The organism is Sphingomonas sandaracina, assembly GCF_036663695.1.
Lineage (GTDB): Bacteria > Pseudomonadota > Alphaproteobacteria > Sphingomonadales > Sphingomonadaceae > Sphingomonas.
Genome location: NZ_JAXOJK010000002.1, coordinates 780,234 through 800,798, shown reverse-complemented (window position 1 = coordinate 800,798; position 20,565 = coordinate 780,234). Strand labels below are relative to the sequence as shown.

The 20,565-nt window shown below is 64.3% G+C and carries 19 protein-coding genes and 1 tRNA gene; 13 read left to right on the top strand and 7 right to left on the bottom strand.

Features of this window, described 5'->3' with window-relative positions; genetic code table 11:
- Positions 1-76 precede the first annotated feature (76 nt).
- A complete protein-coding gene (locus U1707_RS08980; protein WP_332799722.1) occupies positions 77-961 on the top strand; it encodes a diacylglycerol/lipid kinase family protein in 885 nt (294 codons plus the stop codon).
- A 275-nt stretch (positions 962-1,236) separates the two neighbouring features.
- On the opposite strand, the gene U1707_RS08975 is transcribed toward U1707_RS08980, so the two are convergent.
- Positions 1,237-1,857 carry a peptidylprolyl isomerase gene (locus tag U1707_RS08975; RefSeq protein ID WP_332799721.1) on the bottom strand — a complete coding sequence of 207 codons (621 nt, stop codon included), beginning with the start codon at positions 1,855-1,857 and terminating at the stop codon, positions 1,237-1,239.
- A 96-nt stretch (positions 1,858-1,953) separates the two neighbouring features.
- Here U1707_RS08975 and U1707_RS08970 point away from each other — a divergent pair, with 96 nt between their 5' ends.
- The 6 genes from U1707_RS08970 to U1707_RS08945 are packed head-to-tail and all read left to right on the top strand — an operon-like array spanning position 1,954 to position 7,093.
- A complete protein-coding gene (locus U1707_RS08970; protein WP_332799720.1) occupies positions 1,954-2,877 on the top strand; it encodes an ATP-grasp domain-containing protein in 924 nt (307 codons plus the stop codon).
- Positions 2,877-3,893 (top strand): LLM class flavin-dependent oxidoreductase, encoded by a 1,017-nt coding sequence (locus tag U1707_RS08965; protein ID WP_192145103.1) that lies wholly within the window; start codon positions 2,877-2,879, stop codon positions 3,891-3,893. The genes U1707_RS08970 and U1707_RS08965 overlap by 1 nt, the downstream gene beginning before the upstream one ends.
- Positions 3,890-4,624 carry a methionine ABC transporter ATP-binding protein gene (locus U1707_RS08960; protein ID WP_332799719.1) on the top strand — a complete coding sequence of 245 codons (735 nt, stop codon included), beginning with the start codon at positions 3,890-3,892 and terminating at the stop codon, positions 4,622-4,624. Before U1707_RS08965 ends, U1707_RS08960 begins: the two co-directional genes overlap by 4 nt.
- Entirely contained in the window at positions 4,621-5,283 is a 663-nt protein-coding gene (locus U1707_RS08955; RefSeq protein WP_332799718.1) for a methionine ABC transporter permease, read from the top strand. Before U1707_RS08960 ends, U1707_RS08955 begins: the two co-directional genes overlap by 4 nt.
- An 8-nt stretch (positions 5,284-5,291) precedes the next feature.
- Positions 5,292-6,086 carry a MetQ/NlpA family ABC transporter substrate-binding protein gene (locus U1707_RS08950; RefSeq protein ID WP_332799717.1) on the top strand — a complete coding sequence of 265 codons (795 nt, stop codon included), beginning with the start codon at positions 5,292-5,294 and terminating at the stop codon, positions 6,084-6,086.
- A 38-nt stretch (positions 6,087-6,124) separates the two neighbouring features.
- A complete protein-coding gene (locus U1707_RS08945) occupies positions 6,125-7,093 on the top strand; it encodes a magnesium and cobalt transport protein CorA (RefSeq protein WP_332799716.1) in 969 nt (322 codons plus the stop codon).
- Between the two features lie 178 nt (positions 7,094-7,271).
- Here the strand turns inward: U1707_RS08945 and U1707_RS08940 are convergent, their stop codons facing one another.
- Together U1707_RS08940 and U1707_RS08935 are read right to left on the bottom strand one after the other, a co-directional pair.
- Positions 7,272-8,261 (bottom strand): NADP-dependent oxidoreductase, encoded by a 990-nt coding sequence (locus tag U1707_RS08940; RefSeq protein WP_332799715.1) that lies wholly within the window; start codon positions 8,259-8,261, stop codon positions 7,272-7,274.
- A gap of 141 nt (positions 8,262-8,402) precedes the next feature.
- Complete coding sequence (locus U1707_RS08935) at positions 8,403-9,677, bottom strand: DUF2171 domain-containing protein (protein WP_332799714.1); 1,275 nt, start codon at positions 9,675-9,677, stop codon at positions 8,403-8,405.
- Positions 9,678-9,913: 236 nt separating this feature from the next.
- On the opposite strand from U1707_RS08935, the gene U1707_RS08930 reads away from it, so the two are divergent.
- A tRNA-Ala gene (locus U1707_RS08930) sits at positions 9,914-9,989 on the top strand.
- A 158-nt stretch (positions 9,990-10,147) separates the two neighbouring features.
- Here the strand turns inward: U1707_RS08930 and U1707_RS08925 are convergent.
- Positions 10,148-10,858 carry a hypothetical protein gene (locus U1707_RS08925; protein WP_332799713.1) on the bottom strand — a complete coding sequence of 237 codons (711 nt, stop codon included), beginning with the start codon at positions 10,856-10,858 and terminating at the stop codon, positions 10,148-10,150.
- Between the two features lie 974 nt (positions 10,859-11,832).
- On the opposite strand from U1707_RS08925, the gene U1707_RS08920 reads away from it, so the two are divergent.
- From U1707_RS08920 to U1707_RS08910, 3 genes are read left to right on the top strand one after another with little or no spacing between them, the layout of a single operon-like run.
- Positions 11,833-13,515 (top strand): ShlB/FhaC/HecB family hemolysin secretion/activation protein, encoded by a 1,683-nt coding sequence (locus U1707_RS08920; RefSeq protein ID WP_332799712.1) that lies wholly within the window; start codon positions 11,833-11,835, stop codon positions 13,513-13,515.
- 55 nt (positions 13,516-13,570) lie between these two features.
- On the top strand, positions 13,571-16,216 hold the full coding sequence (locus U1707_RS08915; protein ID WP_332799711.1) for a two-partner secretion domain-containing protein: 2,646 nt from the start codon (positions 13,571-13,573) through the stop codon (positions 16,214-16,216).
- A gap of 1 nt (position 16,217) precedes the next feature.
- Positions 16,218-16,916: a L,D-transpeptidase gene (locus tag U1707_RS08910; protein ID WP_332799710.1), complete on the top strand. Its 699-nt coding sequence runs from the start codon at positions 16,218-16,220 to the stop codon at positions 16,914-16,916.
- Between the two features lie 55 nt (positions 16,917-16,971).
- Here U1707_RS08910 and U1707_RS08905 read toward each other — a convergent pair whose 3' ends face one another.
- From U1707_RS08905 to U1707_RS08895, 3 genes are all read right to left on the bottom strand, one after another.
- On the bottom strand, positions 16,972-17,646 hold the full coding sequence (locus U1707_RS08905) for a prolyl hydroxylase family protein (RefSeq protein ID WP_332799709.1): 675 nt from the start codon (positions 17,644-17,646) through the stop codon (positions 16,972-16,974).
- A gap of 827 nt (positions 17,647-18,473) precedes the next feature.
- The gene (locus U1707_RS08900) at positions 18,474-18,680 is read right to left on the bottom strand and encodes a hypothetical protein (protein WP_332799708.1); all 207 of its coding nucleotides are present in this window, start codon (positions 18,678-18,680) and stop codon (positions 18,474-18,476) included.
- A 151-nt stretch (positions 18,681-18,831) separates the two neighbouring features.
- The gene (locus U1707_RS08895) at positions 18,832-19,134 is read right to left on the bottom strand and encodes a hypothetical protein (protein ID WP_332799707.1); all 303 of its coding nucleotides are present in this window, start codon (positions 19,132-19,134) and stop codon (positions 18,832-18,834) included.
- An 85-nt stretch (positions 19,135-19,219) separates the two neighbouring features.
- On the opposite strand from U1707_RS08895, the gene U1707_RS08890 reads away from it, so the two are divergent.
- The gene (locus tag U1707_RS08890; protein ID WP_332799706.1) at positions 19,220-19,882 is read left to right on the top strand and encodes a Fe2+-dependent dioxygenase; all 663 of its coding nucleotides are present in this window, start codon (positions 19,220-19,222) and stop codon (positions 19,880-19,882) included.
- Between the two features lie 272 nt (positions 19,883-20,154).
- Positions 20,155-20,514, top strand: coding sequence for a hypothetical protein (locus tag U1707_RS08885; protein WP_332799705.1), 360 nt, complete (start codon positions 20,155-20,157; stop codon positions 20,512-20,514).
- Positions 20,515-20,565 lie beyond the last annotated feature (51 nt).

Genomic DNA, 20,565 nt, shown 5'->3' with positions numbered 1-20,565 from the left:
GATGCACGCGGACGGATCAAGTTTTACGGACGAAGCGTTACGGGTGCGAAACCGCATACCGTGCGTTGGGGGCCTTATGTCGAACGATATGATCACGTCTGCCGCGCTCGTCGTCAACGCGAAGTCGCGTAAGGGTCAGAAGCTGTTCAAGCGCGCCTGTGCGGCAATGTCGGGGCTACCTTACGAGGTCGACGCGTACGCGGTCGACGATCCGAAGGAACTGGAAGCGACCGTGTTGCGGGCGCTGGCGAAGAAGCCGGACCTGCTGATCCTGGGCGGCGGCGACGGGACGGTCAGCGGGCTGGTCGACCTGATGGTCGGCCACGACGTGATCCTCGGCGTCCTCCCGCTCGGCACGGCCAACAGCTTCGCCCGCACGCTCGGCATCCCGCTGAACATCGAGGGCGCGGTCGAGGTGATCCGCACCGGCAAGCCGCGCCGGATCGATCTCGGCATGATCGACGGCGATTATTTCGCCAACTGCGCGGCGATGGGCATCAGCCCCAAGATCGCCGAAACCGTCCCGCACGGGTTGAAGAAGGTTTTCGGCAAGGTCGGCTATCTGGCGTGGGCGACGTACCAATACATGCGCTTCCGTCCGTTCACCTTGATCGTCGGCGAAGGCCCGACGGCGGTGAAGATCCGTGTCGTCGAGGTGCGGATCTCGAACGGGCCGTATCACGGCGGCACCGAACTGGTCGACGCGGCGGCGGTCGATTCGGGCGAGATCGTGGTGCAGGCGGTCATGGGTCATGTGAAACGGCGGCTGGTGCAGAACTGGTACGCCAGCGTGTTCCGGCTCGAGTCTCGTCACGAGAAGGTCCGCGATTTTCGGGGGAAGAGCCTCAAGATCAACACGATCCCGCCGCTGCCGATCTCGATCGACGGCGAAGTGCTGGCGAAGACGCCGGTGACGGCCAAGGTCGCGGCGGGGATCATCCGGGTGATGGCGCCGGCTTGAGTGGCGCCGGTTTGATTGGCGGCGGCTTGAGGGGTTCGGTCGACTATGACTAGCGACACCCCCCGCTACCTTGTTCTCCCGCGAAGGCGGGAGCCCAGTCTGGGTCCCCGCCTTCGCGGGGACACAACATTGAGTGACGATAGCCCGCCTCACGAGCCACCACCCCGGCGAAGGCCGGGGCCCAATTGGCAAGGTCGCAGTAGCGACGCGCAGCGCTCAGTTGGCGACGTCCCCCAATTGGGCCCCGGCCTTCGCCGGGGTGGAATGAGGTGCCGTTACTTAACCCGCCGCACCGTCAGAATCTTCACCGGCGCAGCAATCATCTGCCCCTTCATCACCCCGACCCCAGCCGTCGGTGACGTCGGAGCAGCAAGGATGCGTTTCACCACATCCATCCCCTCCACGACATGCCCGAACGCCGCAAACCCGGCCGGGTCGCCACCCCCCACCGGGTTCGCATCGAGCGACAGCACCGGCCCAACCGTAATGAAAAAGTCCGCCGTCGCAGTACCCGGCGCAAACCGCGCGAGCGAGATTGTGCCGTCGACATGCGACAACCCGGTCTGGCTCGTCGGTTCGTGCGGGACCGGTTTCAGGATACGCTTCACCTCGCCCTGCGGCCCGCCCTGGATCAGCCCCGCCTTCGCGCCCAGCTTCATCGCGCGGTAGAACGTCACCCCGTCGAGCCGCTTCTGATCGACATAGCGCAGGAAGTTCGCGGTCGTCAGCGGCGCGCGATCCTTCTCCAGCGCCAGCGTGATCGGCCCCTCGCTCGTCGTCATCACGATCGAGACGGTCGCCGGAGCAGCGGGCGGCGGCGCAAGCGGAGCCTCCTGTGCCGAAACGGAAACGGCGCCGAGAACGGCAAGAGCGAGCGTGACGAATCTGGAGATCATCCGCCACGCTACCGCCTCCACCGCTCGCTGTCAGCGGCCCCGCGACACGATATTGCGCGCGGCAAAGTTTTGCTTGGGTTTGCACGCCCGCACGCAATGCGTATCCGGGGAGCGATGACCGATCTCGCCATTCTCTACGAGCACCCGCTCTGGTTCGAACCGCTGTTCGCCGCCCTCGACCGCCGCGGCGTCGACTTCTCGTGCACGATGCCGGACGGCTTCTGGAACCCTGCTGACCAGAGCGCCCCCGCCCCTATCGTCTTCAACCGCATCGCGATGTCGAGTTTCCTGCGCAACGACGAGCATCCGATCTTCGATACGATGGCGATGCTCGATCACTGGCGCCGCACTGGTGCGCGCGTGGTAAACGGCACCGACGTCCTCGCGATCGACGCGTCGAAGGCGCGGCAATTGTCGCTGATCGCCTCGCTCGGCCTAGCGATCCCCGAGACCCGCGTCATTCACCGCGCCTCTGACGTCGTCCCCGCCGCGCAAACACTCCGCTTCCCTCTGGTCGTCAAAGCGAACATCGGCGGATCCGGCGCCGGCATCATCCGCTTCGACAGCCTCGACGAACTGCGCACCGCGGTCGCTAACAGCGACCTGCCAAGCAGTGTCGACGGCGTGCTGCTGGTCCAGGAATACGTCCCCGTCCGCGACGGCGCGATCACCCGGATCGAGACGCTCGACCGCAAATTCCTTTACGCGATCGACGTCGCGGGCGGCGGCGCATTCGATCTCTGCCCCGCGGACGCCTGCGTCGTCCCCGGCTCGGGCATCAAGATGGCCGCGGTCGAGCCCTCACAGACCTTGAAGGACGCCGCCGAAGCGATCGCACGCGCGGTCGATCTCGATGTCGGCGGAGTCGAGGTGATGATCGACGACCGCGACGGCGTCGCGCGCTTCTACGACATCAACGCACTGTCGAACTTCGTCGCCAAGCCATTGGATGTGCTCGGCTGGGATCCGCACGACCGCCTCGTCGATTACCTGATCGAACAGATCGAGAAGGCCCGCTGATGCGCTATGGTTACTGGACTCCCGTCTTCGGCGGCTGGCTCCGCAATGTCCCCGACGAAGGGATGGAGGCGAGCTGGGCGTATACCAAGGCGCTCACGCAGAATGCCGAGCGCTGGGGCTATGACCTGACGCTGATCGCCGAGCTGAATCTCAACGATATCAAGGGCATCGAACAACCCGCGCTCGACGCATGGTCGACCGCGGCGGCGCTCGCTGCGGTGACCGACAGCATCGAACTGATGGTCGCGGTCCGCCCGAACTTCCACCACCCCGCGCTGTTCGCCAAGGCCGCGGCGAATATCGACCGCATTTCGGGCGGCCGCCTCGCGCTCAACGTCGTGTCGTCGTGGTGGGCGGACGAAGCGAAGCAATACGGCCTCCAGTTCGACCAGCACGACGATCGCTACGCACGCACCGCCGAGTGGCTGACCGTCGTCGATGGGTTGTGGACGCAGGAGCGGTTCGACTTCGCGGGCCAGTTCTACACCACCGAACAGGCGATCTGCGCGCCCAAGCCCGCAAAGCGCCCAACCGTCTACGCGGGCGGCGAGAGCGAGAAGGCCAAGGCGATGATCGCCGCGCAGTGCGACGCGTACGTCATGCACGGCGACCCGGCGGAGGCGATTGCACCGAAGATCGCCGACATGGCGGCGCGGCGCGAAGCAGCTGGCGGCGCGCCGATGCAATACGGCATGGCCGCCTACGCGATCGTCCGCGACAGCGAGGCGGAGGCCAAGCGCGAGCTCGACCGCATCACCAGCGTCACCGAACTCCCCGCCGGCTATGCGAACTTCGACCAGTGGCTATCGGGCACGCAGCTCGAACGCGAGCTGAAGATCCAGGAATATTCCGTCTCCAACCGCGGCCTGCGTCCTAATCTGGTCGGCACGCCCGAGCAGTTGAAGGAGCGCGTCGCTGAGTATGAGGCGGCCGGTCTCGACCTGCTGCTGCTCCAGATGAGCCCGCAGGCCGAGGAAATGGAGCGGTTCGCCGCGCAGGTCATGGGCACCGCATGATCCGCCTGATCGACGTCATCAAAACCTACCCGGCAAGCGAGGCGGCGGCCCTCGACGGCGTATCGCTGGAAATACCGGCCCGCGGCGTATTCGGCTTTATCGGCCAGTCCGGCGCGGGCAAGTCGACGCTGATCCGCCTGATCAACGCGCTCGAACGCCCGACTTCGGGCCGCGTGGAAGTCGATGGAGTCGACGTTGCGTCGTTGCCCGCGGCCGACCTGCGCGCACTACGCCGCCGCATCGGCATGATCTTCCAGAACTTCGGCCTGTTGTCGTCGCGCACGGTCGCGGCAAACGTCGCGTTCCCGCTCGTGCTGGCCGGTGTCGCCAAGTCCGAACGCGAGACGAAAGTCGCCGCACTGCTCGACCGCGTAGGCCTCGCCGATCACGCCGCCAAATACCCCGCCCAACTCTCCGGCGGCCAAAAGCAGCGCGTCGGCATCGCCCGCGCGCTCGCCACCGATCCCGACATCCTGCTCTGCGACGAAGCCACCAGCGCGCTCGACCCCGAAACGACGCGCTCGGTCCTCACCCTCCTCAGAGAGCTGAACCGAGACCTAGGCCTGACGATCGTCCTCATCACCCACGAAATGGACGTCGTCCGCTACGTCTGCGAACGGGTAGCCGTCCTCGAACGCGGCCGCATCGTCGAGACCGGAGACGTCGCCGACATCTTCGCCAACGCCGCCCACCCTGCGACGCAGCGCATGCTGGCAGCGCTCGCGGCATGAGCTTCTTTGCCAACATCGACTGGTCGGACATCGGCCAAGCCTGCCTCGACACGCTGATCATGCTCGGCGGATCGCTGATCCTCACGATCGCGTTCGGTTTGCCGCTCGGCGTTCTGCTCTACCTCACCGGCCAAGGCCGCCTGTCCCAAAACCGCGTCGCCAACGTCGTGCTCGGCATCGTCGTCAACATCCTCCGCTCGGTGCCGTTCATCATCCTGCTGATCGTGATGATCCCGCTCACCGTCATGCTCGTCGGCACCTCGCTAGGCGTCGCCGGCGCGATCCCGCCGCTCGTCGTCGGCGCCGCGCCGTTTTACGCACGGCTCGTCGAGGGATCGCTGAAGGAAGTCGACCGCACCACGATCGAGGCGGTGCAGGCGATGGGCGCCACCACGCGCCAGATCGTCACCGGCGCGCTGATCCCCGAGGCCCTCCCCGGGCTGATCGCAGGCGCCACCGTGACCGCGGTCGCGCTCGTCTCGTTCACCGCGATGGCGGGCGTCGTCGGTGCAGGCGGCCTCGGCGATCTCGCGATCCGGTTCGGCTATCAGCGCTTCCAGACCGACGTGATGGTCGTCACCGTCGTGCTGCTGGTCGTGCTCGTCCAGATCATCCAATATGCCGGCGACGCGCTCGCCCGCCACTTCACCCGCCGCTAGGAATCGCCATGAACCGCCGCACCTTGCTCGCCTCGTTCTCGCTGCTCGCGCTCGCCGCGTGTGGTGGCGCCAAGACCAACGACGGCAAGACGCTGACCGTCGCCGCGACCGCCGTGCCGCACGCCGAGATCCTGGAGTCGATCAAGCTGACGCTCGCCAAGGAAGGTGTCGACCTCCAGATCCGCGTCTTCAACGACTACGTCCAGCCCAATCTCCAGGTCGAGCAGAAGCAGATCGACGTCAGTTATTTCGAGACCAAGCCGTATCTCGACCAGTTCAACGCCTCGCGCGGCACGCATCTCGTGACGTACGCCGGCGTCCACGTCGAACCGCTCGGCGCCTATTCGCGCAAGTGGAAGTCGATCGCACAGGTCCCCAACGGCGCAACCGTCGCGATTCCAAACGAGCCGAGCAACGGCGGCCGCGCGCTGCTGCTGCTGCAAAAGGCCGGGCTGATCACGCTCAAGAACCCGACCAACCCGCTGGCCAGCCTCAACGACATCGCCACCAACCCGCGCAACCTCGAGTTCAAGGAGCTGGAGGGCGCCACCCTACCCCGCACGCTCGGCGAGGTCGATCTTGCGCTGATCAACACCAACTACGCGCTCGACGCGAAGCTCAACCCGGTCCGCGATGCCCTCGCGATCGAGGACAAGAACAGCCCCTACGTCAATTTCGTCGTCGGCCTGCCCGGCAACGAGAAGGACCCGCGCGTGGTAAAACTGATCGCGGCGCTGCGCAGTCCGGCGACCAAGACGTTCATCGAACAGCATTATCGGGGTGCGGTGCTGCCGGCCTTCTGATACCGGCGCGAGCTCTTTCGTATAATCCCTGAGGCTCCATGACGGTCGTCGCCGCGTATCTCTATCGTCATGGCAAGCGCGTCCGGGCGGTCTCTATCGACGAAAAGGTCGACTGCCCCGCGGACCGTTCGGAGTTCGTCTGGATCGGCATCTGCGATCCGTCGGCCGAGGAAATGCGGACGCTGCAGGCGCAGTACAACCTCCACCCGCTGGCGGTGGAGGACGCGATCAAGGCGGACCAGCTGCCCAAGGTCGACGTGTACGGCGACCAGCTGTTCGTGGTCGCCCGCACCGCGCAGTTGGAAGACGACAAGATCGCATACGGCGAAACCGCGATCTTCGTCGGCCACAGCCACATCATCAGCGTCCGCCACGGCTCGGCGCGGTCACACAAGGCGCTCCGCGAACAGCTCGAAGCCGCGCCCACTCTGCTGATCAACGGCGTCGACTACGTCCTCCACGCGATCCTCGATTACGTCGTCGACGGCTATCTCCCGATTGTCGAAAGCATCGAGGACGAAGTGCTGGCAATGGAACAGCGCACGATCGACGCGTTCTTAGGTCGCGACGAGATCGTCCGCATCTTCGGGCTGAGGCGCGAGATGATCCGATTCCAGCGCATCCTCGGACCAATGGGCGAAGTCGCAGGCAAGATCGTCCGCCTCGACCTGCCGTGCATCGATACCGAGGCGAAACCCTATTTCAGCGACGTGCTCGACCATGTCCGCCGCGTGCAGACGATGGTCGAGGGCCTGCGCGAAGTGCTGACTTCGGTCTTCGAATTCAGCAACCTTCTCGAACAGCAGCGCACCGGCGCGATCACCCGCCAGCTTGCCGCCTGGGCCGCGATCCTCGCGGTGCCGACAGCGATCGCCGGGATCTACGGCATGAACTTCGAGAACATGCCGGAGCTCAAGACCGACTACGGGTATTTCGTCGTGCTGGGCGTGATCGCGGTCGTCTGCTGCGCGCTGTATGCGAAGTTCAAACAGGCGAAGTGGCTGTAGACCCGCGGATCGACCTGATCGTCATTTCAGCCAAGCGGTCAGACCTTCCCCCCCGGCGAAGGCCGGGGCCCAATTGGGGGCCGCCCATGACGGGCGTTACGCTCCGTTACTGCGACCTTTCCAATTGGACCCCGGCCTCCGCCGGGGGGGGTAGGTACAGGAATGGAAGAAGGTTAGCTCAAACCTTGACGAGCATCTTCCCCGTGTTCCCGCCCGAGAACAGCCCAAGAAACGCATCCGGCATCGTTTCCAGCCCCTCGTGCACGGTTTCCTGACGCTTCAGCGTCCCCGCCGCCAGCATCCCGCCCATGTCCTTGTAGAACTCCTCGGCGCGATTCATGTAGTCGCTGACGATGAACCCGCGGATCTGGATCCGGTTACCGATCAACCGCGCGAGATACTTCAGCTGCGTCGCCGCACCGCTGTTATACACGTCGATCATCCCGCAGACCGCGAACCGCGCATGCATATTCGCATGGGCGAGTGCCGCGTCGAGATGCTCGCCGCCGACATTGTCGAAACACACGTCGATGCCCTTGGGCGCGGCTTGGCCGAGCGCCTTCACCACCGGCACGTCACCCTTGTAGTCGATCACTGCGTCCGCGCCGAGCGACTTTACCCACGCGCATTTCTCCGCGCCGCCGGCCGACCCGATCACCGTCATGCCCTTGGCCTTCGCGACCTGCACGACGGTCGATCCGACCGCACCTGCCGCCGCCGACACGAACACCGTGTCGCCCGCCTTCGCCTCTGCAACCTGCAGCAGCCCGAAATACCCCGTCATCCCCGGCATGCCGAGCTGACCCAGGAATGCCTGCGCCGGCACGTCGAGCGCGGGCAGTTTCTGCACCTGCGCGGCCGGAACCACCGCCTCGTCGCGCCAGCCCGCCATGTGCAACACCATGTCACCGACCTTGATGCCGTCGTCGTTGCTCTCGACCACTTCGCCGACAGCGCCGCCCTGCATCGCCTCGCCCAGCGCGAACGGCGGGACATAGCTCTTCACGTCGTTCATCCGCCCGCGCATATACGGATCGACCGACAGCCAGCGGTTCGCGATCCGCACCTCACCGGCGCCGAGCGTCGACTGATCGAGATCGATGATGGCGAAGTCGGTATGCTTCGGCATGCCTTGCGGACGCGCCTTCAAGCTCCATGCACGGGCCATAACGTAACTCCATTCGTTAATATTCGTGCAGTGGGTATGGCGAAACACCCCCACCACGCAACCCACAAAAAAGCCCGGACGTTCCCGCCCGGGCCCCTTGCCGGCCAACGTCATGCAACGGTGGCCGACGTGTTCAGGTGATCAATAGGTACCCGAACCGGTCTTGCCGAGCGTATCGGCCGACGTGCCCGTCATCGTCCCGCCAGTCGTGGCCTGGTCACGATTGCCCATGCCACTGCCCGTCTGGCTGCTCGATGCAAACCCGGTGGTGCCAGCGTCCTTCTTGTCGCCGCCGGTGCGGTCGCCACCGGCCCGGTCACCATAGTCGAACATCGCCGAGTTGCGCTCTTCCTCTTTCCACGCCGCCTTGGCTTCGTCGGCCGACTTCGACAGCGTCACCTTGCCATCGACGGTCTTGATCCAGCGCGATGGGATCGAATGATGCACGCCGCCCGCATCGCGGTCGGTCTTGGTCAGCAGGATGCGGTCGCCCTTCACCTTGTCGACCGTGCCGACATGGCTGCTGTCGGAGCCGACGACTTCCATATGCTCCGAAACCTGCGACAACGCGCTGCGCTGGCCCTGACGCTCGGTCCGCCACGACGAGAACTCGTTCTCAAACTTCGAGCGGTTTTCGGTGCGATACTCGTCATAGTCACGATCGAACGCCGCGATCTGCGTGGTGCGCCAGTTATGATAATGATCGTCGTGCGTGCCCGACGAGCGGCTCCCGAACGAACGATCGCCCGGACTGCCGTAGGAGCGCTCGTCATAGCGTGCATCCGCCTCGCGACGACGCTCCGCCTCGTCGTCGCCGAACCACGAACGCACTTCGTCGCCGGCACGCGCGATGAAACCCCGATCGTCGTAATCATAGCCCTGCGGCTGACGACCGTAACCACGGTTATTGTCCTCACCACGCTCCGCATGGGTACGCCGATTGTCATCGTCAGCGTGGCGGTTGCGGCCTACATCCTCGAAGCGGCGACCGTCGGACGCGTAACTTCCATGGTATTCGGCGTTACCCGAACCCTGGCTGCGCTGACCATAAGACTGTTGGCCATAGCCCCGCTGCCCGTAGGACTGATCGGAGCGCCCCTGGCCATAGCCCTGCTGGCCGGATCGCGGCTGGCCGCGATCACCATTGCCCGATGGCTGCGAGCGGTCGTTGTGACCGCCATAATAATCCCGGCCGCCTTGTTCGCGACCATATTGCCCGCCGCGCCCCTGGTCCTCTCGACCGCGATCGCCACGATTGTCGTCACGATCATATTCGCCGGCGGCTTCATATTCGCGCGCGCTGGAGCGACCATATCCGCCACCGTCGGACCGGAAGTCCCGACCGTAATCTTGTGAGTTGGGCCGGCCGAAATAATCGCCCGATTGGGGATCGCGCGTGTTGCGTTCGTAAACCATAGGAAACTCCTATATTGACGTCCTGCGGCTGCCGGCCCCGTCGGATGCGACGCCGTACATTCCATGCCTTACAAAGGTCGGAAATCGCGAATGTTCCGATAGTTACGCCGCTGTAACGTCGGTCGGCCCTGAACGTGCGACGACCTGCCGAACGGCCTGTCGATACCGCCATCAGACCGGTTGCATGGCGTAAAACGAGTTGGTAATGGCGCGTCGTGGCCGATGGCCAAAGGCGCGGGGCCGTAGCTCAGATGGGAGAGCGCTGCAATCGCACTGCAGAGGTCAGGGGTTCGATTCCCCTCGGCTCCACCAGCGCCAAGATTTTTAGCTCATGCGGTATTATGCGGTGCGACGTACCCCAGCTTGGGTCAGTGCAATCATGTTGGCCGCTGCGTCCGGAGGTAGGGCCCTTCCACGAACTCATCGTCTTGGCGCTTGTGCAGGCCGGGTACGTTTGGCAATGCCACTACTTATTTCGTGACACGCGCTGCGGTGATTTCGTCGATAGCCGCATCGATTTCATCCATATCAATGATGCCATTACGCTCTAGGTAATCCGTAAAAAATCGTTCGGCTGCATCTCCGGTTACATCAGGTTTCCCATTGAAATATGTAGGCAACCAGGGTCTCAATTTTGGCAGCCAAGTGGCGGAATATTGCATCATGAAACCGCCCATCTTCTTTAAGTCTTTAACTACCTTTATAAATTTATCCATGTCGATCGACCAGTACACAATACCGTCACCAGTTCTAATGCTCGCGCCCACTTTTTCATTGGCATGGGCAAATATTAGCATATTGCATCTTGGTTCCCACCGGCAAGAAGAGTGTGCAACTTGGTTTCGCAGCGAAAGAAGTCCCTTAATTATAACGATTAGTCGAGGAAAGTGCTTCTTTTTGTAAAGCTTAACAGGTGAGGACTCGATGGCCTTGGGAAGCCGATCTAACATTTGAAAAAGGGTAGCCTTCTCTTTTCCTCTCGTCGTATTATCGCCATCGGCGAGCAACGCGAAGTATATACGCCGGATGACGAGATCAATTGCCGCAGCCCCCTGCATATACAAACCTATATGAAGAAACACATTATCTGGAGGATATGGAAGAGAATCGTAATAGGTGAAGCTGTGATCGCTGTTTAGCTTCGCCGCCACTTGAAGGCGGTATGCAGTTAAATCGTCCATTGATCTAACGTACGCGTTTTATGCAGAGTGGCAATAGTCGCGGCAGAGAAACGGCAGTCGTCGACCGACGCTCAACAATGAGCGCCGGTCGAGCGGCCTACCTTCTACTGAGCGACGAAAGTGTAACGAACCGTGTGCGCTTTTTTGGGATCACTCGTCATAACCACAGAGCGAACAGACATAACTCCTCCGGGGTAATCGAGCTCATATGTCGACCGCGCCCCACGCGGCTAAAAATCTTCAACTGGTCGCCAATCGGTAATTAGTTGACCTAATAGTCAAGCTGTCTTGGCAAACTCAACCGCATTGCGCGGCCTGATCGGGCGGAGCGCTCAAGCAACTTGGTATCGCGCTGACCTCGCGAATCGCTCGATCGTGGCAAAATAGCGGGGTATTGCGGCACCCTCCCCTCATAAACGCCCGCAAGTGCAGCATTGTGAGCAAGCGAACTGCAAAGGTCAGGCGTTCAGATCCTTTCGACTTTACTAAGACCCTCCCATCCGTATCGCCATCGCGGCAGTAAGATCGCCAGACATGCGTCAGAGCGGATCGTTATGCCGATTAATCGATATTTAACGGCAGCTGGCACATACTCCCGTCGAAGGCCATTCCAAGGCTGTCGGACGAGGCGAATTATGGTGGCATTGCCAAGAATTTAAACGCATGCGCTCGGCAAAATTGTAATTTTATGATTTATAAATCAGTGATTTAGCTTGCGCTTGATCTGAATTATATACATAGATCAAGAATTATACGGAGTGGGTCGGCACCGCGAGTGACGCGATCGACAACGCTTCCGACAGTGCCTGGTATCGTGTTTCTGATCGCGGCGGATATCGACGCTTGTCGACCGCCGACAGTCATGAAGGCTTCGCCCTTGCTTCGGGCGCATTTCACTTTCCTGTTCCAAACGGCTCCCGCTGCTGCGGATGGGAGATCCGGCCCTTCCATCCGCGGTGACTTTCGAGGTGTTCATGTTCAAGTCGACCCTTCGGGCGGCCGCGCTTGCGGCTGTGAGCCCGGTTGCCTTACTGGTTTCGACGCAGGCTGCGGTGGCGCAGGTCCCGGTCGGGGCCGGCGGACAGCTCCAGCAGATCCCGCCGACGCCGCTTATCGACAAGGCTTCGCCCGATCTCGGTTTCGAGCGCAAGACGCCGGTCGCCGTGCCTGAATCGGGCGGCCCCAAGACGCTCGTCCGGTCGCTCCGCGTGACCGGCGCGACGCTGTTCCCCGAGGCCGACCTGGTCGCCGCGTCCGGGTTCACGCCGAACAGCGAACTCGATATGTCCGGGTTGAAGACGCTCGCGGCGCGGATCACCGACTATTACACCAGCCGCGGCTATTTCGTGGCCAATGCCTATCTTCCCGAGCAGGACGTCCAGAGCGGCGCGGTAACGATCGCGGTCATCGAGGGGCGCTTCGGCGCGATCGGCCTGAAGAACACATCGCGGCTGTCGGACCGCGTCGCGAACGGCATGATGAGCGGTCTGGACGTCGGCGATCCGGTCGCGGTCGCACCGCTCGAGCGGCGCCTGCTGATGCTGTCGGACCTGCCCGGCGTGCGCGTGTCCTCGACGCTGAGCCCCGGCACCGCGGTCGGCACGTCGGACCTGCTCGTCGACATCACCCCCGGCCAGACCATCACCGGCAGCGTCGAGGCCGACAATGCCGGCAACCGCTACACCGGCGCCTACCGCGTCGGTGGCGTCGTCAACTGGAACAACCCGACCGGTTCGGGCGACGTGCTGAGCCTGCGCGCGCTGACGTCGTTCTCGGGGCTTGCCTATGGCCGCGCCTCGTACCAGGCGCCGATCGGCCCGGTGACGCTGGGCGTCGCTTTCGCGCATCTCGAATATTCGCTCGGCAAGGAATTCGACAGCCTTGACGGCAGCGGCAATGCCGACGTCGCCAGCGTCTATGCCAGCTACCCGCTGATCCGATCGCGCGACAACAATCTGTACCTGACGGTCGGCGGCGACCTGAAATGGTTCGAGGACAAGATCGGCGTCGTCGATACCGTCAATTATCGCCGCGCTCAGGTCGTCAACATCGGTCTCAGCGGCGATCAGCACGACACGCTGTTCGGTGGTGGCTGGACCGCCTTTTCGCTGAGCTATTCGATCGGCAATCTCGACATTCGCGGTGCGTATGAGCGCTCGGTCGACGCGCTGACCGCGCGGACCGACGGCGGTTACGGGAAGGTGCAGTTCAGCGTCGCGCGGTTGCAGTCGATCGCGGGGCCGTTGTCGCTGTTCGCCTCTGTCCGCGGCCAGATCGCATTCGACAATCTCGACATCTCCGAGAAGATGGAACTGGGCGGTGCCTATGCGGTGCGCGCCTATCCCGAGGGCGAGGCTTACGGCGACCAGGGCTATGTCGCGACGGCCGAGGCACGGCTGGCGTTGCCGCAGATCGTTCCCGGTGCGCTCCAGCTGTTCGGGTTCGTCGACGTCGGCGAGGTCGATTACGTCAAGCATCCGTATTTCGACGGATCGAACCACGCAAATCGCAGCGCATACGGTGCCGGGCTGAGCTGGGCGGGACCGTATGGGATCGCCGCCAGGGCGACCTATGCGCGCAAGCTCGGCGACGAGGACGCGACATCGGCCCCCGACAAGTCGGGCCGCGCCTGGTTCCAGCTGTCGAAGACCTTCTGATCGCGTTGCCCGCACCGAACTTTGCGGCCATCCGCCGCCACCGAGGATACCGCCCATGACCCCCATTCCTTCGTCGATCAGAAACACCAGTCGTCCTGCACCCGCCGCCATCTCGCGCACGCGGCGTGGCGGGCTGTTCGGCACGACCGGCCTCGCGCGGTTCGCCTGGCTGATCGGGTTCAGCCTCGCGGGCACGATCGCGGTGCGCCCGGTCGAGGCGCAGACGCTGCCGACCGGTGGCGAAGTGGTGGCTGGCCAGGCGAGCATCGCGACCGGCACCAAGTCGCTGACCGTGACGCAGACCAGCGACCGCGCGGCGATCAACTGGCAGTCCTTCTCGATCGGCAAGGGTAAGAGCGTCGTCTTCGACCAGCCCACCAGCAACTCGGTCGCGCTCAACCGCGTGCTGGGATCGGATCCGTCGGTGATCCTCGGCAACCTGTCGGCGAACGGCAAGGTGTTCCTGGTCAACGCCAACGGCATCCTGTTCGGCCAGACCGCGAACGTGAACGTCGGCGGGCTGGTCGCCTCGACGCTGAACATCTCCGATGCCGATTTCCTGGCGGGCAAGACCAGTTTCGCGGGCACGAGCGGTGCGAGCGTGCAGAACGACGGCCGGATCACCGCCAAGGGCGGCTATGTGGCCCTGCTCGGCGCGAACGTCGGTAACGGCGGCACGATCAAGGCCAATTTCGGCACCGTGGTGCTGGCGGGTGGCGAGGCGATCACGCTCGACGTCGCGGGTGACGGGTTGCTCAACGTCGCGGTCGACAAGGGTGCGGTGGGCGCGCTGGTCCGCAACGGCGGGCTCATTCGCGCCGATGGCGGTAAGGTCGTGATGACCGCGCAAGGCGCTGGCGAACTGCTCCACACCGCGGTCAACAACACCGGCATCGTCGAGGCGCGCACGTTGCAGAACCGCGGCGGCACGATCCTGCTGCTCGGCGACATGAAGACCGGCACGGTCAGCGTCAGCGGCGAACTCGACGCGAGCGCACCCGTCGGCGGCAATGGCGGCTTTATCGAAACGTCGGCGGCGACGGTCAACGTCGCCGATAGTGCGCGGGTTTCGACCTATGCACCGTCCGGCACGACGGGCATGTGGCTGATCGATCCGCAGGATTACGTGATCGGCGCGGGCGGCAACATCTCGGGCGCGACGCTGTCGGCACAGCTCGTGACGACCAGCGTCACGATCAGCACGATCCCCGCGGCGGGCGACACGACGACCGGCAATGGCGACATCTTCGTCAACGATGCGGTCGCGTGGACCGCGTCGGGCGTGCCGACGACGCTGACGATGAACGCGTTTCGCGACGTCAACATCAACGCACCGATCACCGCGACCAACGGCAATATCGTCGCGTGCTGCGGCCGCGACGTGAACGTCAACGCGGATCTGACGACCACCAACGGCAGCATCCTGCTGAACGCCGGGCGCAACGTGCAGGTGTTTCACGCGATCACGACCACCGACGGCAACATCGCGCTGTGTGCTGGCCACGACGTCATGATCGACGCCGCGGTCACGCTGACCCGCGGTACGACGATCCCGGCACAAAGCCTCGGCCTGCCGGTCGGGCTGACGCTGATCGCAGGATCTGACGGCACCGGTCCGGGCGTCAACGGCGGCACGATCGTCTTCTCCGCGCTGTCGCCCCCGACCACGGTCACCGCGGCGCCGGTATCGATCAACTACAACCCGGTCTCGTACACGACGCCGACCGACTTCTCGACCGAGTTCGTCCTCACCCAGGGCGCCGCGATCACCCAGCGGATGCTGCTGTTCCCGACCGCGCAGAAGGTCGCCGACGGCACCAATGCGGCGGTGCTGAGCGGGTTCAACACCAACGGCACATCGGGCACGCCGACCGGCGTTTCGCTGGTTGCCGGCCCGAATGCGACCGCGACGTTCGACAGCACCGGCGAAGGCACGGGCATCGGCGTCAGCTTCAGCGGCTACACGCTTGCGGGCGCCAACGCGGACCAGTACGCGCTGGCGAGTTCGTGCTGTGTGGCCGGGTTCCGAACGACGGGGACGATAACGGCTGCACCTGCGCCTGCTCCCGCACCGGCGCCCGCTCCCGCTCCCGCTCCCGCACCAGCGCCCGCTCCCGCACCAGCGCCTGCCCCCGCACCAGCACCTGCCCCCGCACCAGCACCTGCTCCCGCACCGGCACCGGCACCTGCTCCGGCACCGGCACCTGCTCCGGCACCGGCACCGGCACCTGCACCTGCCCCCGCTCCGGCACCAGCGCCTGCGCCCGCACCAGCGCCTGCTCCGGCACCAGCGCCTGCTCCCGCACCAGCGCCTGCTCCCGCACCAGCGCCCGCTCCCGCACCAGCGCCCGCTCCCGCACCAGCGCCTGCTCCGGCACCGGCACCAGCGCCTGCTCCCGCACCAGCGCCTGCTCCCACGCCTACGCCCACACCAACGCCGACGCCCGTGCCGGATCTGCCCAACGCGACGCGGCCGTTCCTTTCCGTGCCGCCGGTACCGGTCCGGGTTCGTACGCCGCCGACGGTCGATATCGTCGAGGGCGGCGTGACCTATCCGGCGCCCGAGCGTCCGGGGACGGTCATCGTCGAGACGCCCGACACGCCGCAGCCGGTGCACGCCGTCCTGCCGCAATTCGTGCAACCCACGCCGCCAGCGGCGCCCGTCGTACCGGTCTATCCGCGCAAGCAGGCGCGCCATTGATATGATCGGCGCGCCAGGGCGTCGCGCAGGGCGGTGGGCGAGCGGGTGCTTCCGGCCCGGCCTGCTCGCTCTCTGGATCGTCGTCGCGTCGCCGGTCGCGGCTCAGCCCGACACCGCCACCGCGAACGTCGCGCAGTTCAATGGCGAGACGATCTCCACCGACGCGCGCGACACGGCGAACTGGGTGGCGGCATCGCACGACAATCATGCGCTGCCGTTCGTCGTCATCGACAAGGTGAACGCGAAGGTGTTCGCGTTCGACGGCGCCGGCGTACTGCGCGGTACGGCGCCCGCCTTGCTCGGGATGGCGCACGGCGACGACAGCGTGCCGGGGATCGGCCAGCGCAAGCTCGCGACGATCACCCCGGCGGAACGGACCACGCCCGCGGGCCGGTTCGAAGCGTCGCTCGGGCGCGATTTCGAGCAGGATATATTATGGATCGACTATGACGCCGCGCTGTCGATGCACCGCGTCATCAAGGGTCGTCGCGTGGACGATCGCGCCGGGCGCCTCGCCTCGCCGAGCCCCAGCGACAACCGGATCTCCTATGGTTGCGTGAACGTCCCGCCGGGGTTCTACGACGGGGTGGTCAAGCCGCTGTTCACCGGAACCGTCGGGATCGTCTACATCTTGCCGGAGACCAGGCCGTTGCGCAGCGTGTTCGCGGTGCCGGTCGGGATGGACGAAAAGGCCGGCTGATCCTCCCCTCTAGCGGGGGAAGTATCCGAGAAGTTCGGGGCAATCGGCCTTCGCGTCACTGGCACCAGGGGCGTTCGCGATACCATTTCGTCAGCACGTATTTGACACCCTGTTCGACCGGCATGCCCTGGTGCAGCGACTTCGGGTTCGGCGCGCCATATTCGTCCATGTTGTTCCAGATCACCAGATTGCCCGCTTTCGGCGCGATCATCAGGCTGGCGGTCGGGAAATTCGTCCGCCCGCCCGCCTCGGGTTCGTTGAGGAAGGTCATCGCCGACCAGGTCCGCTGCCCCCCCATCTTCACCTGATCCTGCCAATACTGCTGGCCGGTGTCGAAGAAATCGTGATGCGGCTTGAATTCCTGTCCGACGGCGTAGCGCTGGCCCTGCAACGCCTCCCCGTATGCCGGTTCGAGCCCGGTCAATTGGTCCAGCTTCGCCTCGACCGCAGTGACGGCGGCAGGGCCGGGATAGAGATAACAGGTCTCGCTCGTGCGGTAAGACGGCACCGGATTGTCGGAAACCACCGGCGACGGCACCCGGTTTGCGTCGATCAGCGCAATCAATGCCGCGCATTCTTCGGACGTGAGGAAATTGCGAACGATGTAGAGCTCGACTTCGTTCGCCGGCATCCGGACGGCATCGGCATGACATGCGATCCGATCACGGACCTCCTCCGCGGATTTCGCTCGGTCGAGCGATTCGAACTGTCCGTCGCGCTGGTCGGGCATTGGCGGAAATCCTCCATGTACTGCGTCAGTATTGGCAAAATCGGTCATGGAATCGTCGCCCCATTCATCAATGGCGTCGACAAATACACGGCTGTCACACCTGACATAAGTTATATTTTTCAAGCGTGCATCTTTACCGATTGCTCAACGTTTATTTAGTACGACCAACATAGGTTAAGCGGGATGCGCGACGAGATCGCCTCCACCCTGCCCTCACGGATGCGTCAATCGCACCAGACCGACGTTCGGAAACATCCACGCTCCCCCTGCCGGCGAGAGCAAAGGATGACGTGGTTCCACGTAATCCGGCGGAGACACTCCATGCACTCGAATTTCCGTTCGGGCGTCGGCCATCGGGCTCGCGCGCACACCCTGTTTGCCAGCACAGCCAACGAATACACCACGCTTTTCCCGACGCGCGATCGAGCCGCCGGACCAGTGCGATCCGCGTCTCGCGACGAAGAGATTCATCCGGTTCTGCGCGGTATGCGTAACGCGGCGCTGCCATCCGCGATGCTGTGGGCTGGGATCCTCTACCTCTGCTTCAGCTAGCGGCCGCCGGACGACCGCCGCCTCGCGACGCGGCAACAGCCCCTTAAATCTCGACACTCTCTCGACCCCGCAGCGCGGGGCTAGGATCGTCATGGTCAGAAACTGCCTTGTTGGTGCTGCGGCATCACTGCTCGCGCTGCTTCCGCAGCCTGCACCTGCGCAACGGCTGATCCTGCCCGGCGCGTTGCTGCTTGCCGGATACCGCGCGACGTGCGGACCGGTCGACACCATGATCCAGCCGATCAACGATATCGCGGCGGCGTACAAGGGGCGCATCATCCTTCATCCGCGCGTCCTCGACCTGCCACGCGCAACAGCTTTTCTGGTACACCCACGAATGCGCCCACCAGATCTTCGGCCCGGGCGAAGCGGCCGCCGATTGCTGGGCCGTGCAGCAGGGCAAGATACAGGGCTGGCTTACACGCACCGAATTGAACGCGCTCGGCACATCGATGCGTCAGTTTCCCGGCGATGCCGATCACGCCGATGGCCGGTCACGGCTGGCGTACATGAATGCATGCTATGGCGCCTGAACACTTGTTGGACGCCAAGGCATCGAACGCCGGCCTGCCGTTAGGCTGCGTCCTAAGACTACGCAAAGGCCCGCTACCTATCGTCATCTATGCTGCCGGATCAGCGCCCGCCTTCGCCTTCGCCACGCTCGTTTTCACCGCCCTCATATTCGCCTTCGCCGCGCTGGCCGGCATGCTGTTGCGCTGCACGGGCGCGGCGCGGGTTGCGAACGACATGGCGAGACTTGGCGGAGCGCACGACCTGACGCCCCTCGCCTTCACCCTCGCCACGCTCGCTCTCGCCGCCCTCACCGACCTGATCGACCGACGACGCGAGCGGCTTGGCCGCCGCCTCGGTCAGAATCGCCTGGCCCGATTGCGCGACCACGAAGGCACCGACGCCCATCCACAATTTCGTACGCATGCTGCCTCCTGTATCCCCGGGCGTTGGCCGCATGAGGTCGAACTGATAGGGCGCTCGCCGACGTCACGATGCCACGAGATCCCTGATGCTGATCATGATTGCCAACGTTCTGGACGCCGACAATCTCCGGTCGCTGCGAGATAATCTCGGCAAGACCCGCTATGTCGACGGGCGCCAGACCGCCGGCCGCGAAGCACGGCCCGTCAAGCGCAACGAGCAGGTCGACCGTACCGAACCGCTGCTCGCCGACATGCAGGACCTCGTGATCGACCGACTGCTCGCCAATCCGCTGTTCCGGATGGCGACGCGACCACATGTGGTTCGCCCGCCTCTGTTCAGCCGCTACGAACCCGGCATGGCGTATGGCAGCCATGTCGACGACGCGATCATGGGCGGCATGCGGACCGACGTGTCGGTCACGATCTTCCTGTCCGAGCCCGATACGTACGAAGGCGGCGAACTGGTGATCGAATCCGCGGCCGGCGAACAGGACGTAAAACTGGCGGCAGGCGATGCCGTGGTCTACCCGACGACCGAGTTGCACCGCGTCGCGCCGGTGGTATCGGGCGAACGACTGGCCGCCGTCACCTGGGTTCGCAGCCTGATCCGAGACGCCGACGCACGCGAACTGCTCTTCGATCTGGAGACGGCCCGCCATGCGCTGTTCGAACGGCTCGGCAAGACGCCCGAGCTGGACTTGTTGGCGAAGACGCAGTCCAACCTCCTCCGGCGCTGGGCCGAGGATTGAGATCTCAGGAAACGCGGCGTCTCGGCGATCCCGTGCAGAGGATCTGATAAAGGATCTTTTGGTCGGCGTGGCGGCCATGGCCGGCCCTGCGACGAACGATTCTCCGCTTGCGGTTCGGCAACGGTAGTTGCCGTCTGACACAGCTGCCGGGCGGCATGGCAGAGCAGTGGTTATGCTCGCCTGACAAAGGGAGCGGGTGCCCATATACAGCCTGGACCGAACAAGCCGTCAGCGATGAGAGTGATCCCCGTCGGCACCAAGGGAATAGTTTTATGCGGCCGTTTCTCCTCCTGTGTGCATGCGTCCTGATGTCGGCATGCAACTTCGGCGCCCACGAGGCGACGGTCATCGACGGAGGCAGCCCGGACGCGTTCAAGCGGACGTTAGCGGCAGCCAAGGCGGATCTCGGACCGAAGGACCGCTTGAAGTTCGAGGCCGCGCTCTCCGAGTTCAAAGCCCGAACCTTCGCCAAAGCGGACTCGCGCGCCGAGTATGATCGCCTGCTGCGAAAAGGCTTGAACGGGCTGACGGCACCGCGCGTCGTCGCCCAGTTCGATCGGGATGTCGATCGGGTCGGAGGCAAGGCCGCCGACGCGGTATTCGACGCAAAGCGCGCTTTGAACGGTCGGTAACGCTTTACCGGCAACGTGTTGCAGACTGGGTTCGCGCCGTCTCGACAGCCG

What these genes read in the sequence shown, in the direction of transcription:
- U1707_RS08960 (WP_332799719.1), top strand. Translation starts at nt 3,890, where the DNA reads ATGATCCGCCTGATCGACGTCATCAAAACCTACCCGGCAAGCGAGGCG.
- U1707_RS08920 (WP_332799712.1), top strand. Translation starts at nt 11,833, where the DNA reads ATGTTCAAGTCGACCCTTCGGGCGGCCGCGCTTGCGGCTGTGAGCCCG.
- U1707_RS08905 (WP_332799709.1), bottom strand. Translation starts at nt 17,646, where the DNA reads ATGCCCGACCAGCGCGACGGACAGTTCGAATCGCTCGACCGAGCGAAA.
- U1707_RS08940 (WP_332799715.1), bottom strand. Translation starts at nt 8,261, where the DNA reads ATGGCCCGTGCATGGAGCTTGAAGGCGCGTCCGCAAGGCATGCCGAAG.
- U1707_RS08895 (WP_332799707.1), bottom strand. Translation starts at nt 19,134, where the DNA reads ATGCGTACGAAATTGTGGATGGGCGTCGGTGCCTTCGTGGTCGCGCAA.
- U1707_RS08885 (WP_332799705.1), top strand. Translation starts at nt 20,155, where the DNA reads ATGCGGCCGTTTCTCCTCCTGTGTGCATGCGTCCTGATGTCGGCATGC.
- U1707_RS08975 (WP_332799721.1), bottom strand. Translation starts at nt 1,857, where the DNA reads ATGATCTCCAGATTCGTCACGCTCGCTCTTGCCGTTCTCGGCGCCGTT.
- U1707_RS08915 (WP_332799711.1), top strand. Translation starts at nt 13,571, where the DNA reads ATGACCCCCATTCCTTCGTCGATCAGAAACACCAGTCGTCCTGCACCC.
- U1707_RS08970 (WP_332799720.1), top strand. Translation starts at nt 1,954, where the DNA reads ATGCGTATCCGGGGAGCGATGACCGATCTCGCCATTCTCTACGAGCAC.
- U1707_RS08945 (WP_332799716.1), top strand. Translation starts at nt 6,125, where the DNA reads ATGACGGTCGTCGCCGCGTATCTCTATCGTCATGGCAAGCGCGTCCGG.
- U1707_RS08890 (WP_332799706.1), top strand. Translation starts at nt 19,220, where the DNA reads ATGCTGATCATGATTGCCAACGTTCTGGACGCCGACAATCTCCGGTCG.
- U1707_RS08980 (WP_332799722.1), top strand. Translation starts at nt 77, where the DNA reads ATGTCGAACGATATGATCACGTCTGCCGCGCTCGTCGTCAACGCGAAG.
- U1707_RS08955 (WP_332799718.1), top strand. Translation starts at nt 4,621, where the DNA reads ATGAGCTTCTTTGCCAACATCGACTGGTCGGACATCGGCCAAGCCTGC.
- U1707_RS08950 (WP_332799717.1), top strand. Translation starts at nt 5,292, where the DNA reads ATGAACCGCCGCACCTTGCTCGCCTCGTTCTCGCTGCTCGCGCTCGCC.
- U1707_RS08910 (WP_332799710.1), top strand. Translation starts at nt 16,218, where the DNA reads ATGATCGGCGCGCCAGGGCGTCGCGCAGGGCGGTGGGCGAGCGGGTGC.
- U1707_RS08925 (WP_332799713.1), bottom strand. Translation starts at nt 10,858, where the DNA reads ATGGACGATTTAACTGCATACCGCCTTCAAGTGGCGGCGAAGCTAAAC.
- U1707_RS08935 (WP_332799714.1), bottom strand. Translation starts at nt 9,677, where the DNA reads ATGGTTTACGAACGCAACACGCGCGATCCCCAATCGGGCGATTATTTC.
- U1707_RS08965 (WP_192145103.1), top strand. Translation starts at nt 2,877, where the DNA reads ATGCGCTATGGTTACTGGACTCCCGTCTTCGGCGGCTGGCTCCGCAAT.